The organism is Streptomyces sp. NPDC051364 (assembly GCF_040682115.1).
GTDB lineage: Bacteria > Actinomycetota > Actinomycetes > Streptomycetales > Streptomycetaceae > Streptomyces.
The window spans coordinates 61,607-76,353 of the sequence record NZ_JBFBAH010000030.1; the positions used below are offsets into that span (position 1 = coordinate 61,607).

13 protein-coding genes are annotated in these 14,747 nt (G+C 71.9%); 10 read left to right on the forward strand and 3 right to left on the reverse strand.

What is annotated here, in order from left to right; translation table 11 throughout:
• Positions 1-387: a hypothetical protein gene (locus tag AB0M76_RS35550; protein ID WP_365956882.1), complete on the forward strand. Its 387-nt coding sequence runs from the start codon at positions 1-3 to the stop codon at positions 385-387.
• Positions 388-470: 83 nt separating this feature from the next.
• Here the strand turns inward: AB0M76_RS35550 and AB0M76_RS35555 are convergent, their stop codons facing one another.
• Positions 471-1,292: a helix-turn-helix transcriptional regulator gene (locus AB0M76_RS35555; protein WP_365956895.1), complete on the reverse strand. Its 822-nt coding sequence runs from the start codon at positions 1,290-1,292 to the stop codon at positions 471-473.
• A gap of 140 nt (positions 1,293-1,432) precedes the next feature.
• Here AB0M76_RS35555 and AB0M76_RS35560 point away from each other — a divergent pair, with 140 nt between their 5' ends.
• Together AB0M76_RS35560 and AB0M76_RS35565 are read left to right on the forward strand one after the other, a co-directional pair.
• Positions 1,433-2,878, forward strand: a complete 1,446-nt coding sequence (locus AB0M76_RS35560; RefSeq protein ID WP_365956883.1) for an MFS transporter — start codon at positions 1,433-1,435, stop codon at positions 2,876-2,878.
• Positions 2,879-2,999: 121 nt separating this feature from the next.
• Positions 3,000-3,968 (forward strand): alpha/beta hydrolase, encoded by a 969-nt coding sequence (locus AB0M76_RS35565; RefSeq protein ID WP_365956884.1) that lies wholly within the window; start codon positions 3,000-3,002, stop codon positions 3,966-3,968.
• A 28-nt stretch (positions 3,969-3,996) separates the two neighbouring features.
• On the opposite strand, the gene AB0M76_RS35570 is transcribed toward AB0M76_RS35565, so the two are convergent.
• Positions 3,997-4,323 carry a hypothetical protein gene (locus AB0M76_RS35570; protein WP_365956885.1) on the reverse strand — a complete coding sequence of 109 codons (327 nt, stop codon included), beginning with the start codon at positions 4,321-4,323 and terminating at the stop codon, positions 3,997-3,999.
• 574 nt (positions 4,324-4,897) lie between these two features.
• On the opposite strand from AB0M76_RS35570, the gene AB0M76_RS35575 reads away from it, so the two are divergent.
• The 7 genes from AB0M76_RS35575 (at position 4,898) to AB0M76_RS35605 (ending at position 13,499) form a co-directional block, all read left to right on the forward strand.
• Positions 4,898-6,172 (forward strand): AMP-binding protein, encoded by a 1,275-nt coding sequence (locus AB0M76_RS35575; RefSeq protein ID WP_365956886.1) that lies wholly within the window; start codon positions 4,898-4,900, stop codon positions 6,170-6,172.
• Positions 6,169-7,473: an MFS transporter gene (locus AB0M76_RS35580; protein ID WP_365956887.1), complete on the forward strand. Its 1,305-nt coding sequence runs from the start codon at positions 6,169-6,171 to the stop codon at positions 7,471-7,473. Before AB0M76_RS35575 ends, AB0M76_RS35580 begins: the two co-directional genes overlap by 4 nt.
• Positions 7,470-8,606, forward strand: a complete 1,137-nt coding sequence (locus AB0M76_RS35585) for a GNAT family N-acetyltransferase (RefSeq protein WP_365956888.1) — start codon at positions 7,470-7,472, stop codon at positions 8,604-8,606. The genes AB0M76_RS35580 and AB0M76_RS35585 overlap by 4 nt, the downstream gene beginning before the upstream one ends.
• Positions 8,603-9,784 (forward strand): acyl-protein synthase, encoded by a 1,182-nt coding sequence (locus AB0M76_RS35590; protein ID WP_365956889.1) that lies wholly within the window; start codon positions 8,603-8,605, stop codon positions 9,782-9,784. Before AB0M76_RS35585 ends, AB0M76_RS35590 begins: the two co-directional genes overlap by 4 nt.
• On the forward strand, positions 9,781-12,297 hold the full coding sequence (locus AB0M76_RS35595) for an acyl-CoA reductase (RefSeq protein WP_365956890.1): 2,517 nt from the start codon (positions 9,781-9,783) through the stop codon (positions 12,295-12,297). Before AB0M76_RS35590 ends, AB0M76_RS35595 begins: the two co-directional genes overlap by 4 nt.
• 267 nt (positions 12,298-12,564) lie before the next feature.
• Entirely contained in the window at positions 12,565-12,939 is a 375-nt protein-coding gene (locus AB0M76_RS35600; protein WP_365956891.1) for a hypothetical protein, read from the forward strand.
• Between the two features lie 194 nt (positions 12,940-13,133).
• Positions 13,134-13,499 (forward strand): metalloregulator ArsR/SmtB family transcription factor, encoded by a 366-nt coding sequence (locus tag AB0M76_RS35605; protein WP_365956892.1) that lies wholly within the window; start codon positions 13,134-13,136, stop codon positions 13,497-13,499.
• A 9-nt stretch (positions 13,500-13,508) separates the two neighbouring features.
• Here the strand turns inward: AB0M76_RS35605 and AB0M76_RS35610 are convergent, their stop codons facing one another.
• Complete coding sequence (locus AB0M76_RS35610; protein ID WP_365956893.1) at positions 13,509-14,492, reverse strand: NAD-dependent epimerase/dehydratase family protein; 984 nt, start codon at positions 14,490-14,492, stop codon at positions 13,509-13,511.
• Positions 14,493-14,747: the final 255 nt, after the last annotated feature.

The following is a 14,747-nucleotide window of genomic DNA, read 5'->3' on the forward strand; positions in this document are numbered from 1 at the left end:
ATGAATCACTCGGCGAACATCAATCACGACGCAGTCCTCCGAGCCCGGGTGGCCCTTCTGGGATCGGCGAAGCCGTCGGTCCGTGAGCGGGTCGCGGCCTACCGCGTCCTGGTCCAGGTGAGCCCCCTGGCCTATCTGCCCCTGCTGTCCGCCGCACTGTGGAAGTACAGCCGTTACGAGTTCGCGCACCGGCCGGACATCGCCCTGGCCCTGCGCGCCGAGTCCGTCGCCGCCGCGCGGCGCATGTACGCGATGGAGCCCGGACGGGCCGATCTCCTCGTCACCGCACTGACCCACTACCGGGAGCAGCTGATCCTCATGGACCGGCAGGAAGAAGTCCGCGGGGTGGAGGAAGAGATCGCCCGCATGGTGTCCGACGGGCGTTAGCCGACCGTCGCGGGTACCCGACCGGCGGCGTGGCCGGTCCGGGTACCCGCGCTCGGAGCCGCCGTCCGGGCGGCGCGGCGGGGTCAGCCGGCGATCGGGTACATGGACCCCCGGCGGCCCTCCGCCGAGGTCAGCCACTCCAGCTTCTCCGCCGTGTCGGTGGACGGCAGCGGGGTGTGCAGCACGATCGACAGGTCGGGCCGGGCCGGTACGCGCAACTGGGTCGATTCGACGAACAGCGTCCCCACGACCGGGTGCTCGATCTCCTTCTGCATCTGGCCGCCGGGCCGGATGTCCCGCTGGTCCCACAGCTCGGAGAACTCCGGGCTGACCTCCCGCGCCTCCTCGATGACCGCCCGGAACCCTTCGTCCTCCGGCCACTCCGAGCACGCCGCCCGGTACTGGGCGACCACGTTGCAGGCGATCTCCTCCCAGTGCCTCGAACGGGCCTTGTAGATGGGGTCGGTGAAGAACGCGATCAGACAGTTCTGCACGATCTCCGGGCGCATCCCGAGCACCAGCGCCGCCGCGTCGTTGTAGAGCACCGTGTTCCAGTACACGTCCATGATGTGCGCGGGGAACGGCATCCACGCGTCGATCAGCCGCTTCAGCCCCTGGCACATGTCCCGGTCGGCCGGCGCCACCTCGAGGGCCGGCGGGTTGAGCCCCGCCAGTACGTACAGGTGCCGGCGCTCGGCGCTGGTCATCTTGAGGACCCGGCCGACCGAGTCGAGGACCTGCGGCGACACCGTGATGTCGCGGCCCTGCTCCAACCACTGGTACCAGGACACCCCGACCCCGGCGAGCACGGCGACCTCCTCCCGGCGCAGGCCCGGGGTGCGGCGGCGGGCCCCGCCGTCCGGCAGACCCGCCTGCGTGGGGGTGATCCTCGCCCGTCTGCTCATCAGGAACTCGCGCAGTTCGGAACGGCGGTGCTTGTCGATCGGTGTAGCCACTAACTCCCCCTGTCAGTTGCCTGGTGGTGCCACCAACAGGATAAGTTCCCACTCTCCACGGGCATTCCCGGGCCGCGAGGGTAGTGGCCATGGCGATCGACACTCATACGACGACGGCACCCACAACCACCACCACCGGCCCCGGGGCAGCAGCCCCCGCCCCCGGGAACGAACGGCTCACGGGCCGGGCCAAGCTGGTCCTCTTCGTGCTCTGCGCCGCCCAGTTCATGGTGGCCCTCGACTTCTCCGTACTGAACGTGGCCCTGCCCGCCCTCGGCAAGGACCTGGGCCTGAGCCGGTCGGCCCTCCAGTGGGCGGTCACCGCCTTCGCGCTGCCCTCCGGCGGTTTCCTCCTCCTCTTCGGCCGGATCGCCGACCTCTACGGACGCAAGAAGCTGTTCCTGATCGGCCTCACGCTCTTCGGTACGGCCTCGCTGCTGGCCACCCTGGCCTGGGACCCGGCGTCGTTCCTGGCCGGGCGCGCCCTGCAGGGCCTCGGCGCGGCGGTCATCGTGCCGACCGGCATGTCCCTGCTGACCACCACGTTCCCCGAGGGCCCGCTGCGCGACAAGGCGGTCGGCATCTCCGGCACCCTGCTGTCCCTCGGCTTCACCATCGGCATGGTCCTCGGCGGCGTCATGACCGACACCCTCGGCTGGCGCTCCACGATGGCGCTGCTCGCGGTCACCGCGGTGATCGTGCTCGCGCTCGCCCCCGGTCTGCTGCCCGAGTCGCGGACCCCCGACCGGCCGCGCCTGGACGTACCGGGCGCCATCACCGTCACCGGCGGCCTGCTCGCGCTGATCTACTCCCTGTCCACGGCGGCCCAGCGCGGCTTCGGCGGCGCGGACGTCCGGGGCACGCTGCTCGCAGGCCTGGCCCTGCTCGTCGCCTTCGCCGTGGTGGAGTCGAAGGCCCCGGCCCCGCTGGTCTCGCTGCCGATGCTGAAGCGGCGCACGATCGCCTGGGGGAACGCCGGCGGCCTGGTGACCTTCTCGATGATGTCGACGGTCGTCTTCGTCCTGACCCTGTACTTCCAGGAGACGCTCGAGCTGTCGTCCTTCCAGACCGGTCTGATCTTCGGCGTCCAGGGCGTCGCATCGGCCCTCGCCGGCTCGTACGCCCCGAAGGTCATCGGCCGCTTCGGCGCCCGGCGCACGCTGGTCGGCTCGCTGCTCGGCCAGGGGCTCCTGACCGCGGCCCTGCTCGCCGTGGGCGCCGAGTCGGGCGCGCTGGTGGCGACCGTCGCCGTCTCGGTGGCCAGCATGTTCCACCTCGGCGCGATCATCTCGTACGGGCTGACCGTGACGAGCGGCGTGCCCGACGAGGAGCAGGGCCTGGCGACCGGCCTGGTCACCACGACGCAGCAGGTCGGCCTCACCATCGGGATCCCGCTGCTCGGTGTCCTGGCCACCACGCAGGCCTCGCTCTTCGACGGGGTGCGCACGGTCCTGGCGATCGACGCGGCGATCGTGCTCGCGGCGGCGGTACTGGTGGGCCTCGGCCTGGGAGGCGGCCGTACGAAGAAGGCGTGACCGGTGGCGGGGACCTCGTGCGCGGCGATCCCGCCGGTCCGGCCGGTGGCGCCGGATGATCGGGCAGGACGTCCGGTTCGGACACGGGGGCGGGCACGCACACGAGGAAACGGGAGAGCCGATGCGACAGGGGATTCCGCTCCTGACCGCCGCCCTGGTCGCCACGGCGCTGGCCGTGGCGCCCGGCTGCGGCAGCCCGTCGGTCCTTCGCGGCGCCCCGGCCGCCTCCCCTTCGGGGCCAGGCCCGGCCCCTCAGGACTTCTCCGGCCGGGTCGACGTGGGCGGCGGCCGAACGCTCCATCTGAGCTGCAAGGGGACCGGCAGCCCCACGGTCGTCCTGGAGTCCGGGCTGCACGATGCGTCCGACACGTGGAACTTCACCGAGCCCCGGCCGCCCGTCCCGAAGTCACCCGCAGTGTTCCCGGGTGTCGCTGCCTTCGCCCGGGTGTGTGAGTACGACCGCCCCGGAACCATCCGCTACGCGAACCCTCCGGCACTCACCACCCGCAGCACACCGGTGACCGGGACCCGCTCCCTCGCCGCCATGGCCGGGGACCTCGACAGGGTGCTGACGGCGGCTCACGTGCCGGGTCCCTACCTGCTCGTCGGCCACTCCTTCGGCGCAATGATCACCCGGCTGTACGCCCAGCAGCATCCGGAGAAGACCGCCGGCCTCGTCTTCGTCGACGCGTTCGGCACGAACATGCAGCCGTTCTTCGCCGCGCAGTGGCCCGCGTACCTGAAGCTGCTCAACAACCCCGGTACGCCCTTCGACGCGGATCCGCGGTTCGAGAAGGTCGACATCGACGGCGCGGCCGAAGCGGTGAAGGCGGCGAAGCCCCTGCCGAGGGTCCCGATGGCCGTGCTCAGCAAGACGGAGCCGTTCGCGGCCCCCGCCGGGAGCCCGAAGGCCGTCCTGGCACCGCTCGAGCGCGCCTGGCCCGAGGTCCAGCAGGCCCTGGTCGAGCTGGGGAACCAGACCCCGCACCTCCTGGCCACCGGAAGCGACCACTACGTACAGGTGCACGACCCCGATCTGACGATCAGCGCCATCCGCCTCGTTGCGGGCCGGGCCCTCGCCGGACGGTGACCGCCCGGCTGCCGGTCATGGCCTGGCCTCAGGCCCGCCTCCACCGGGGTGGGTTCGCGGGGGAGACGGGCTCCGGTACGGGTTCCGGGCCGCGCAGGTGAAGGTCGCGGACCGTGGCCGCGGTCTCGCGTTCGAAGTGCTCCCAGGAGACCAGCCGGCGCCAGGCCGGATCCGGGTACCCCGGCACGGTGGCCCCGCGCGCCGCCCACTCCCGGGCGAGCTGCTCGAACAGCGGGGCGGCCGCGGCCGCGTGGGCCGGCTGCCGGGGAGTGGGGACGTACAGGGGGCGGCCGCCGTCATCCGGAGCCGCCCGGTGTCGCGCCGTGGTGGCGAGCGTGGAGCGCGTCGTCGTCATGCTTGCGCAAACGATTCGCTGGGTGGCGGGGACACGGACGGCCGGATGCCGGGGTCAGACTTTCCGCCGGGCCTGACGACTCCGATTCCGGACGGCCGGCCGACACGCCGGAGCCCCTTCGGTGAATGTGTCAATTTCCTTGCTGTGCACGGGAGTTCGGAGCAATTGGGCTGTCCTTCATTATGGCCGGACCGCGCCTTCGGCAATGCCGATGTTTTCCTTCGAAAAGAACCCTGGATTTCCGGACATTGTGATGGCCGGGCCCGGGAGATGTCTGCGCTGGTGGGCGATGCCACGGTTGCCTCCCCGTTTCCCGGCACTGGCGCGGTTTCGGCCCCGCAGGCCAGAAGTCTGCCGTTCTTGGCCGAGGCCGGCCTCGATCGATTTGGCGGTGCGTTCCTCTTGTCTCATCATGTGAACAGACATCAGGTTGCGGCTGCGCTCGCCAACTCTACGTAACGTACGCATTGTTGACTGATCAACGGGTGAGAGTGGTGTGAGTTCCGCCACGTCACCCCGACGCGTCGCCCGTCTCCCGCCTATTTCAACTTTCATCTTTCGAGGTAAAGGCAGCATGCCCGTCCAGCAGTTTTCAGACCTCGTGCGTTTCGCCCGTGACTGTTCTCCTTTCTACGCCGACCTCTACGCGGACCTGCCGCCGCACGTGAGCCGGATCACCGACGTTCCCGTCGTGGACCAGGACAGGTTCTGGGCCGCCAACACCCTGCACGAGAACCGCGTCCTGACCGCCCCCCTCGGGGAAGCCGTCGTGTTCAAGACGGGCGGCACCACGGGGACGCCGCGGTTCTCCTGCTACACCCGCGAGGAATGGCAGGAGTTCGTCAGCGCCTTCGGCGCCGGGATGGTCGACGCCGGCCTGCGGCCCGGGCACAGAGTCGCCGACCTCTTCTACGCCGGTGAGCTCTACGCCAGCTTCCTGTTCATCCTGGACTCGCTCGCGCACGCCCCCGTCGCCAACGTCCGGCTGCCCATAGGCGGCGGCGCCCCGCTCGAGTCGACGGTCACCACGCTCGAGGACTTCGCCGCCCACGTCGTCGCCGGCACGCCGACCACGCTGTGCCGCCTCGCCGAGCATCTGACCTCCGATGGCCGCCAACTGCCTGGCGTCGAACTCCTGTTCTTCGGCGGCGAAGCCCTCTTCGCCGACCAGCGCCGCCTCCTCTCGGCCGCCTTTCCCAACGCCACGCCCCGCTCGCTCGGCTACGCCAGCGTCGACGGCGGCCTTCTCGGCCGCCCGGTACCCGGCACGGACGACGATCCGCGCACGCACCGCCCGTTCGCCCCGCACACCGTCGTCGAGATCCTCGACGAGACGACCGGCGAGCCGATCCGCGAGCCGGGCCGGCCCGGTCGGGTCGTCGTCACACAGCTCTTCCGCCGCCTCATGCCCGTCATCCGCTACCCCGCCGGCGACCGCGCGGAGTGGACCGACACCGAGGGCGGCGCCTTCCGCATCCTCGGCCGAGCCGAGGAAGGCGTACGCGTCGGCCCCGTCTCGCTGTACTGGCAGGACGTCACGAACGCCGTCGCCGAGGCCGACACCGACGGCAGGGTCACGGGCATGCAACTCGTCGTCCGCCGCTGGGAGGGCCGCGACGGCCTCGTGCTGCGCCTGGCCACGGCCCCCGGCCAGGACCCGGCCGGCCTGGAGGTCTTCGCCAAGGAGGTCGTCACCGGGCTGAACACCGCCCGGCCGCTCTACCCCGACAGCGTCGCCGCGGGATTCATCCACCCGCTCCGTGTCGAGTGGGCCCGCCACCGCGGCCTGGTGGTCAACTCCCGCTCCGGCAAGCTCGTCCGCGTGATCGACGAGAGGCCGACCGCATGACCGCCCCGGCATCCGGGGCCGCCGGCCGGCGGCTCCCCCTCGTCCTGCGTAACCGCGCCTTCGGGACCGTATGGCTGGGCCAGGTGCTCACCCAGGCCGGCATCCGCATGTTCCAGGTGGGCATCTCCTGGTGGCTCATCGGCTATGCCACTTCCGGCGACGGCGGGTTCGCGGCCGGGCTGTTCATGGCCGTCAGCACAATGCCCGCCGTGGTCCTCGCCCCGCTCGTCGCCCGCGCCATCGCGCGCTTCGCCCACCGCTCGCTGCTGCGCACCGCGGCCGGCGGCGCCGGAGCGGCCGCCGCCGCGCTGGCCGTCTGGGCCTGCGCGAGCGACCTCCCGGTCCCCGCGGCCTACGCGGCGGCCCTGGCCCTGGCGACCTGCCAGGCCTTCTTCGACCCGTGCCTGACCACCTCCGTGCCCGAGCTCGTGGACGATGCGGACATCGAGGCCGCGACCGGCTTCGAGCTGTCCACCCAGTCGCTGGCGAGCCTCGGCGGAGCCCTCCTCGGCGCCCTCGTCGTGGACGCGGCCGGTGTGGCCGGCCTCGCCGTGGGCTGCACCGCCGCCTACGCCACGGCCGCCCTGCTCATCGCGACCGTACGGTTCCGCACCGCCGACGCCGGTACCGAGCCGCACGATGCGCATGCCGACGGCGAGGAGGCGCCACCGCGTCGGACACTGCGCCAGATCCTCGGCGCCATGCCGTACGTGCGCGGCATCCTGCTCTGCTTCACCGCGGCCAACCTCTTCACCACGGCCGTCTTCGTCGTCATGCCGCTGTACACCGCCTCCGTACTGCACGGCGGCGGCGGCACCGTCGCCCTCCTGGAGGCGTCGCTCGGGGCGGGCACGCTCATCGGCTCCTTCACCGGCGCACGGGTACCCCGCCGGCCCGCCGTCGTCGGCACCGCGTGCCTCGCCGCGATGGCCGCCGCCCTCGCCGTCCCCGGCCTGATCGCCGCACGGCCCGTCATCGCAGGCGCCCTGCTGGTGACCGGCTGGTGCGTCGGGGTGATCGGGGTCCGCTTCGTGGCCCTGTTCCAGCGGCTGGTTCCGGCCGCAGACAAGCCCGCGTTCTTCGCCGTCATGCAGGCCGTCCTCGGCGCGACCTTCCCGGTCGCCTCGCTGCTGTTCGGGTTCCTCGGCGACCACCTCTCCGCCCAGACTCTGTGCCTGATCCAGGCGGCCGGACTCGTGCCCGCCGCCGTGGCCCTGGCACTGCTGCCCGGGCACGCCGTGGGCGCCACGGCCCCCGCCGCGCCGGCGCCCGTGCCCACCCCCGCAGGAGGCGCGCGATGACCGCCGTGATCGAGCAGGCCACCCCGGCCGACATAGCCGATCTCCGCCAGCTCTACTACGCCGTCTACGGACCGCACTACCCCACCGCTCTCGGCACCGACCCCGCCGAGATGTCCCGGCTCATCCGGGATCCGCACACCCTCTGGCTCGTCGCCCGCTGCCCCCGTACCGGCGCCCTCGCCGGATCGGCCGCGGTCCACAGCGAACCCGGCAGCCGCGTCGGCCGCCTCGAAGGGCTCGCCGTCCACCCCGACCAGCGCGGATCCGGGCTCGCCGGGCAGCTGACCGAGGCCGTGTGCGCCGGCACGCTCGACGCCGGGACGCTGGACTCGGTGTACGCCACCGTCCGTACGGTCAGTGCCGGCCCCCAACGCGTCGTGGCCCGCAACGGTTTCCGCCCCCTGGGCATCCTGCCCAACGCCGTGGAACTCAGCAGCCGCGAGAGCCTCGCACTCTACGCGCGTCACTCGCCCGGAGTGCTGGACCGCCGGGTGCCCGTCGCCGAGGTGCCCGCCTCCCTGGCACCGCTCCTGCGCACCGTCGGGGCGAGCCTCGGCATCAGCTACGCGGACGCCCGGCCCACGCCGCCTCAGCCCGCACCCGCCGGGCCGGCCGTGCGGCCGCTGGAGATGATCGAGGCGCCGGCCTTCGTCCGCCGCCGCTTCCATGACCACTTCCCCGACACCGGCCGCTGGTTCTACCCGCTGCACACCCCCAACATCCTCCTCACCCCCGACGACGGCGGATTCGAGGTGTACGCCTACCTCAACCGCACCGGCGGCTACTGCGCCCTGGTCACCGCCCACCCGGACCCGGCGGCCGCCGCCGGCTGGCTGGAGCCGGTCACCCGGACCCTGACCCGCGCCGGCGCCGGCTACGTCGAGGCGCTCGTACCCCTGGAACACCACGCCGCGCTCTCGGCGTTCGCCGCCCAGGGCTTCATCGCCGGGGCGCTGTACCCGGCCATGCGCCGGGACGGCGACGGCTTCCACGACTACGTCGTGATGTCCCGGACCACCGAGCACATCGACTTCCGCGGCGTGGTCGTCGACCCTCCGCTCCAGCCCTTCCTCGATTCCTATGTGTCGGCCTGGGCGTCGACCCATCTGCCCGTACGTGAGGTTGCTTCATGACCCCTTCCACGACCCCTTCCACGGCCCCCTCGAAACCCCATCTCGCCCCCGTCGACGTCCCCGACGCCGCGGCCCTCGGCCGGGTCCAGCAGCTCTGCGACCTGACCGAGCCCTACACCTCCGGTCCTGCCGAGGAAGAGCTGTTCGCCGCAGCCATGGCGGAGATCAACACCTGGCACCGCGACCGGTCCCCGTTCTTCCGCAGCCTGTACGACGGGGAGCGCCCGGACACCCCGTACCAGGCACCCCTGGTGCACGCGAACTTCTTCAAGCGCCACGAGGTCCTGTCCATACCCGAGGACGAGGTCCACCTCCACCTGACCTCCTCCGGGACCACCGGACAGAAGTCGCAGATGTTCTTCGACGAGTGGACCATCCGGTCCGCCCAGCGCATGGTCGCCCGCATCTTCGACCACAACGGCTGGATCACCCCCGACCAGCCGGTCAACTACCTGCTCTACAGCTACGAGCCCGCCCGCGACCTCAACCTGGGCACCTCGTTCACCGACAACTACCTGTGCGACTTCGCCCCGGCCCGGCAGGTCGAGTACGCGCTGCGCACCACCGGCAACGGCCACGAGTTCGACCCCTTCGGCTGCGTCGCCGCGCTGCGCCGCTTCGCCGAGGACGACGTGCCTGTCCGCATCCTCGGCTTCCCCGCCTTCCTCTGGTTCACGCTGGAGCGGATGCGCGCCATGGGCCTGGAGCCGCTGAAGCTCCCGGAAGGGTCCCTGATCATCCTCGGCGGAGGCTGGAAGGGCCACACCGACCGGCAGATCGGCAAGCACGAGCTGTACGCCCGCGTCACCGAGCAGCTGGGCGTCCCCTCCGAGCGGATCCGCGACACCTTCGGGTCGGTCGAGCACTGCATCCCGTACATCGAGTGCGCGCACCACAACCTCCACGCACCCGTCTGGTCCCGCGTCTTCATCCGCTCCACCCGCACCCTCGAGCCCCTCCCGTACGGCGAGCGCGGCTACCTGCACCTGGTGTCCCCGTACATCACCTCCGTACCGGCGCAGAGCGTGGTCATGGGCGACCTCGCCTCGCTCCACCCGGGGGAGGAGTGCGGCTGCGAGCTGACCACCCCGTGGTTCACGATCCACGGCCGGGCCGGCGTCAGCCGCAACCGCAGCTGTGCCGTGGCCGCCGCCGAACTGATGAAGGGAATGTCATGACCGACACCATCAACCACCACTACTGGCAGGGCACCTTCATCGAGGACGACGAGGCCGCCCGCCGCCTGGCCACCCTGCCCACCGCCGTCGAGGCCGCACTCGGCGCACCGCTGGACACCGAGACCGTGCTCGCCGCCTGCGACGCTCTCTCCCGCGCCCTGCGCGACCCCGGCCACCGCGTACGGAAGCGGCTTGCCCCGCATCTGCCCGAGGGCGAAGAGGCGGACCGGGAGGAACTCCTGGCCGAACTCGCCGACTTCCTCGGCCGCAGTTCGCTCACCCGCAAGCTCCGGCGCGAGCTGGGCAGCGCCGCCCCGCAGCGGCTGAACCGCCCCGACGCCAAGGAGACGGTGTACGAGGCCTGGGCGCCCGTCGGCCTGGTCGCCCACATAGCCCCTGGCAACGCCGCCACCGTCGCCCCGCTCAGCCTGATCGAGGGGCTCCTCGCCGGGAACGTCAACGTCCTCAAGACCAGCAGCTCCGACACCTTCCTGGCCCAGCACCTCCTCGCCGAACTCGCCGCGCAGGACTCGACCGGCGCCCTCGCCGAGCGCATCATCGTGCTGCGCTTCCCCTCCTCTCGCCAGGAGTGGCTGCGCCTGATGTGCGCCCCCGCCGACGCCGTCGCGGTCTGGGGCGGCGAGTCCGCCGTCGAAGGCGTCGCCGCCCATGTCCCGGCCGGCTGCCGTCTGGTGGAGTGGGGGCACAAGATCTCCTTCGCCTACCTCACGCAGGACGCCTGGGCGGACGAGGCGACGCTGACGGCTCTGGCCCGGGACATCTGCGTCTTCGAGCAGCAGGCCTGCTCCAGCCCCCAGGTCGTCTACCTCGACACCGAGACCGGGAACACCGAGGCGCTGCACGCGTTCGCCGAGCGCCTCGGCGCGGCCCTGGACGCGCAGCCGGCGCCCGCCGCGGCCGACCTCGATCCGGCCGAGTACGCGGAGCTGACCACCACCGAGCACCTCGCCCGCCTCGAGGAGCACCTGGGCCTCACCCACGTACTCGCCGCCCCCGACGGCACGTGGCGCGTCATGGCCGACAGCCGACCGGCCCTCACCGCCTCACCGCTGCACCGCAGCGTCTGGGTCAAGCCGCTGCCCCGCAAGAGCCTCATCGCGACGCTGCGTCCCATGCGCCGCTACCTCCAGACGGCGGGCATCGCGGGCAGCCGCACCGACATCGCCGAGCTCTCGGCCCTGGTCCTGGCCGCCGGGGCCACCCGGGTCACCCCCGTCGGCGCCATGACCGCGGGCTACGCCGGGGAACCGCACGACGGGGTCTACGCCCTCCAGCGCTACAGCCGCCGCGTCGCCGTCCAGGCCGACGAGCGCTTCGCCGCCACCGCCTGCCTCGACGACCTCGCCCGCCCGGCCGTCTTCCCGCCGGCCACCGGGCCCCTGCTGGACAAGGCCGCCGTCCAGGACCTCAACCGCGGGGTCGACCGGAGCGACGCCGAGCTGTACTTCCGCAGCGGGGGCAGCACGGGTACGCCCGCCCTGTCGCTGTTCACGTACGAGGACTACGACACGCAGATGCACGCCGCCGCCCGCGGCCTGCTCGCCGCCGGCTACGACCCGGCCCGCGACCGTACGGCGAACCTCTTCTACTGCGGCGGCATGTACGGCGGGTTCATCAGCTTCTTCTCCATCCTCGAGCGCCTGGGCGGCGTCCAGATGCCGATGGCCGCGGGCTCCGACCACCGGGCCACCGCGGAGATGATCGCCGCGTACGAGGTGGACACGCTGTTCGGCATGCCCTCGTATCTCTGGCAGCTCCTGCACGAGGAGGCCGACATGCTGCGCTCGTACGGAGGCCTGCGCAAGATCTACTACGGCGGCGAGCACTTCACCGACGAGCAGCGCAGGACGCTGTGCGAGACGTACGGCATCGAGGTCATCCACTCCATCACCTACGGCAGCACCGACCTCGGCCCGCTCGGCTACCAGTGCACGCAGAGCAGCGGCAGTGTCCACCACCTCCATGCCGACCTGCACACCCTGGAGATCGTCGACGTCGACGAGGACCGCCCGGTGGCGCCGGGGGAGACCGGCCGGCTCGTGTTCACCACCCGCGCCCGCCGGGGCCAGCACCTCGACCGGTACGTCATCGGCGACCTCGGGCGCGCCGTGCCCGGCCGCTGCCCCTGCGGAAGCCACGCCCCGCGCTTCGAACTGCTGGGCCGGCTGGGCGAGGTGATGCGGGTGGCGACGTACTTCCTCAACTACCGCCGTTTCGCGGCCATCGCGCAGGAGCAGCTGCGCTACGGCGGTGAGCTCCAGGCCGTCCTGAGCGCCGGGACCGTCCGCGAGGGCCTCACCCTGCGGATGGAGAGCGCCCACGCCCCGGACCCGGACCGGGCGCGCGAGGCCTTCCTGGCCGGGTACCCCGAGGTGCGGTCGGCGGTGGCGGAGAAGCTGCTCGACTTCACGGTCGAGGTGGTGGACGGCGCGGCCCTGTCCCGTACGGCGACGAGCGGGAAGCTGCTGGCGGTGGTGGACCGGAGGCGGTAGCCCCTGCGCATCCGGAGGGAACGGGGAGCCGAAGGCCCCGCCTGCGCCGCCCCGCCCGCCCCGCCCGCGCCGCCGCGGCGACGGCGCGGGCGGCCCGGCCGTGTGCGTGCCGGGCGGATCTTAGACGGCGGACGGGGTGTTTTCCGTCAAATCTCCCGTTCTCCTCACGTTGCCGCGCACGCTCAGTAGCGTCAGGTGCACAAGAGGTCCGGCGTGCTGCGGAAGCGGGCGCCGGCCGTGGATGCAGAGATGAGGGAGCGGGCGCCGATGGCAAATGTGGAAGTCTCGTTGAAGGAGACGATGACCTCGATCGAGGGCACCCTGGGAGTCGCCCTGGTCGACTACACCAGCGGAATGGCACTGGGAACCCTCGGTGGCGGCAAGGACCTCGACCTGGCGGTCGCCTCCGCAGGCAACACCGACGTGATCCGGGCCAAGGTCCGCGCCATGGAAATGCTGGGCCTGAAGGACGAGATCGAGGACCTGCTGATCACACTCGGGAATCAGTACCACCTGATCCGGCTGCTCAAGGGCCGGGGGAGCAACGGGCTGTTCCTGTACGTCGTGCTGAACAAGGCCAGCTCCAATCTGGCCATGGCCCGGCACCAGCTCAAGCGCATCGAATCCGCGCTGGAGTTGTAGCCCCCGCTCTCCCGGGCCCACGCATGCCCACGAATTGAAGAACTCTTCAATCCGGCACATCCGAAAATGGTCAAGCAAGGGCGCGCGTGGGCCCAACGGGCGGAATGATGGGTGCGGCGGCCGGTCGGCCGGCCGGATCACAGACCCTGCGGCCGCAGCCACGGGTCCAGGCAACGACGGGAGCGTTCGTGGGCATGCAGGTACCCCTGTACCAGGCGAAAGCCGAGTTCTTCCGCATGCTCGGACACCCTGTCCGGATCCGCGTTCTGGAGCTCCTGCAGAGCGGTCCGATGCCCGTACGCGAACTCCTCGCCGAGATCGACATCGAGCCGTCCAACCTGTCCCAGCAACTCGCGGTGCTGCGCCGTTCCGGAATCGTCATCTCGACGCGCGACGGCGCGACCGTCAACTATGCGCTTGCCGGTGGTGACGTCGCCGAACTCCTGCGCGCGGCCCGGCGTATCCTCACCGAACTCCTTGCAGGCCAGAGCGAACTACTCGCCGAACTACGGCAAGTGGAACCCCGGACCGGCCCTACAAGGTCCGTTCCCGGCCACTGAGCGGCCCGGTCAGAGAGCGTCGAGGAGGTCGCGCTCGCGCCCGGCGCTGAGGCCGGCGCGCCGTTCCCGGTGCAGACCCTGCTCGCGTTCCCAGGCAAGCGTGTCGGCCAGCAGCTCCGCCCGGGGCCGGTGCCGCAGTCCCGCGGCGCGCGCCGCGGACCCGTCCCGGGCCGACCACCCTTCCCAGCCCGCCTCGACCAGCCACATCGGCAGCGACTCGGCCCCCATGTACTCGGCCACGCCGTTGGCCAGCAGCCACGCCGAGTCGGCGGTGACCACCGGACCGGTGTGCCCGCCCGTCGTACGGGACAGCTCGATCCACTCCCGGAACGGCACGACCGGACCGACGGCGTTGTACGTCCCGGTGCTTCCGTTCTCCGTGGCGTCGAGCAGCCAGGCCGCGAGGTCCCGTACGTCGACCGCCTGCGTCGGTGCAGCCGGTTCATCGGGAACCAGCATCGGCCCGTGGGGATCGCGCGCGGCGCGGGCCACCCAATAACCGGAGCGTCCGCTGTGATCCCCCGGGCCGCCGATGAGGCCGGCGCGTGCGATGAGGAGGCGCTCGCCCAGGGCGGCCACCGACGCCTGCTCGCAGGCCGCCTTGGCCTCGCCGTACAGCGCGCGGTCGACCTCGCTCCGGTCCGTCGGAGGCAGGAGCGGCGCCGACTCGTCCGCCCCCGGCGTGGCGTGGGAGGCGTAGGCGCTCACCGAGGACACGTAGGTCCAGTGCCGGGCCCGGCCGCCCAGCGCGTCGAGCGCCCCACGGACGAAGCCCGGCTGCCAGGACACCTCGACGACCGCGTCCCATACGCGGTCGAGCAGGGGCTCGTACGCCGAAGGGTCGCGGCGATCGGCGGCCACCAGCCGTGCCCCGTCGGCGACTTCGCCGCTTTCGCCGCGGGCGAGGCACGTCACGCGATGGCCGCGCGCGATCGCCTGCCGAGACAGCTCCCGGCCGACCCATGCAGTACCGCCCAGAACCAACATCTCCATGCCGACACCCAAGCATCGGTAACCTCGAACATCCAGGCGGATTCGCTGACGGCGGACCGCCACCCGTGTCGGGTCCGCGTTTGCGGCGGCGGGAGTCGCTGGCCCGAACGGGTGAGTTCCCTAAGCGGTCTCGGGGAAGTGGGGTACGCCCCCGCGTCGTCCGGCACGGCGCCTCGCCGCGTTGTCGCAGCACCCTGGTACGTCCAGTACAAGCGTGCCGCTCCGCCTTGCGATGCACCGCACCGGACGACGCGA

What these genes read in the sequence shown, in the direction of transcription:
- AB0M76_RS35570 (WP_365956885.1), bottom strand. Translation starts at nt 4,323, where the DNA reads ATGACGACGACGCGCTCCACGCTCGCCACCACGGCGCGACACCGGGCG.
- AB0M76_RS35610 (WP_365956893.1), bottom strand. Translation starts at nt 14,492, where the DNA reads ATGGAGATGTTGGTTCTGGGCGGTACTGCATGGGTCGGCCGGGAGCTG.
- AB0M76_RS35555 (WP_365956895.1), bottom strand. Translation starts at nt 1,292, where the DNA reads ATGAGCAGACGGGCGAGGATCACCCCCACGCAGGCGGGTCTGCCGGAC.
- AB0M76_RS35580 (WP_365956887.1), top strand. Translation starts at nt 6,169, where the DNA reads ATGACCGCCCCGGCATCCGGGGCCGCCGGCCGGCGGCTCCCCCTCGTC.
- AB0M76_RS35575 (WP_365956886.1), top strand. Translation starts at nt 4,898, where the DNA reads ATGCCCGTCCAGCAGTTTTCAGACCTCGTGCGTTTCGCCCGTGACTGT.
- AB0M76_RS35590 (WP_365956889.1), top strand. Translation starts at nt 8,603, where the DNA reads ATGACCCCTTCCACGACCCCTTCCACGGCCCCCTCGAAACCCCATCTC.
- AB0M76_RS35605 (WP_365956892.1), top strand. Translation starts at nt 13,134, where the DNA reads ATGCAGGTACCCCTGTACCAGGCGAAAGCCGAGTTCTTCCGCATGCTC.
- AB0M76_RS35550 (WP_365956882.1), top strand. Translation starts at nt 1, where the DNA reads ATGAATCACTCGGCGAACATCAATCACGACGCAGTCCTCCGAGCCCGG.
- AB0M76_RS35560 (WP_365956883.1), top strand. Translation starts at nt 1,433, where the DNA reads ATGGCGATCGACACTCATACGACGACGGCACCCACAACCACCACCACC.
- AB0M76_RS35585 (WP_365956888.1), top strand. Translation starts at nt 7,470, where the DNA reads ATGACCGCCGTGATCGAGCAGGCCACCCCGGCCGACATAGCCGATCTC.
- AB0M76_RS35595 (WP_365956890.1), top strand. Translation starts at nt 9,781, where the DNA reads ATGACCGACACCATCAACCACCACTACTGGCAGGGCACCTTCATCGAG.
- AB0M76_RS35600 (WP_365956891.1), top strand. Translation starts at nt 12,565, where the DNA reads ATGGCAAATGTGGAAGTCTCGTTGAAGGAGACGATGACCTCGATCGAG.
- AB0M76_RS35565 (WP_365956884.1), top strand. Translation starts at nt 3,000, where the DNA reads ATGCGACAGGGGATTCCGCTCCTGACCGCCGCCCTGGTCGCCACGGCG.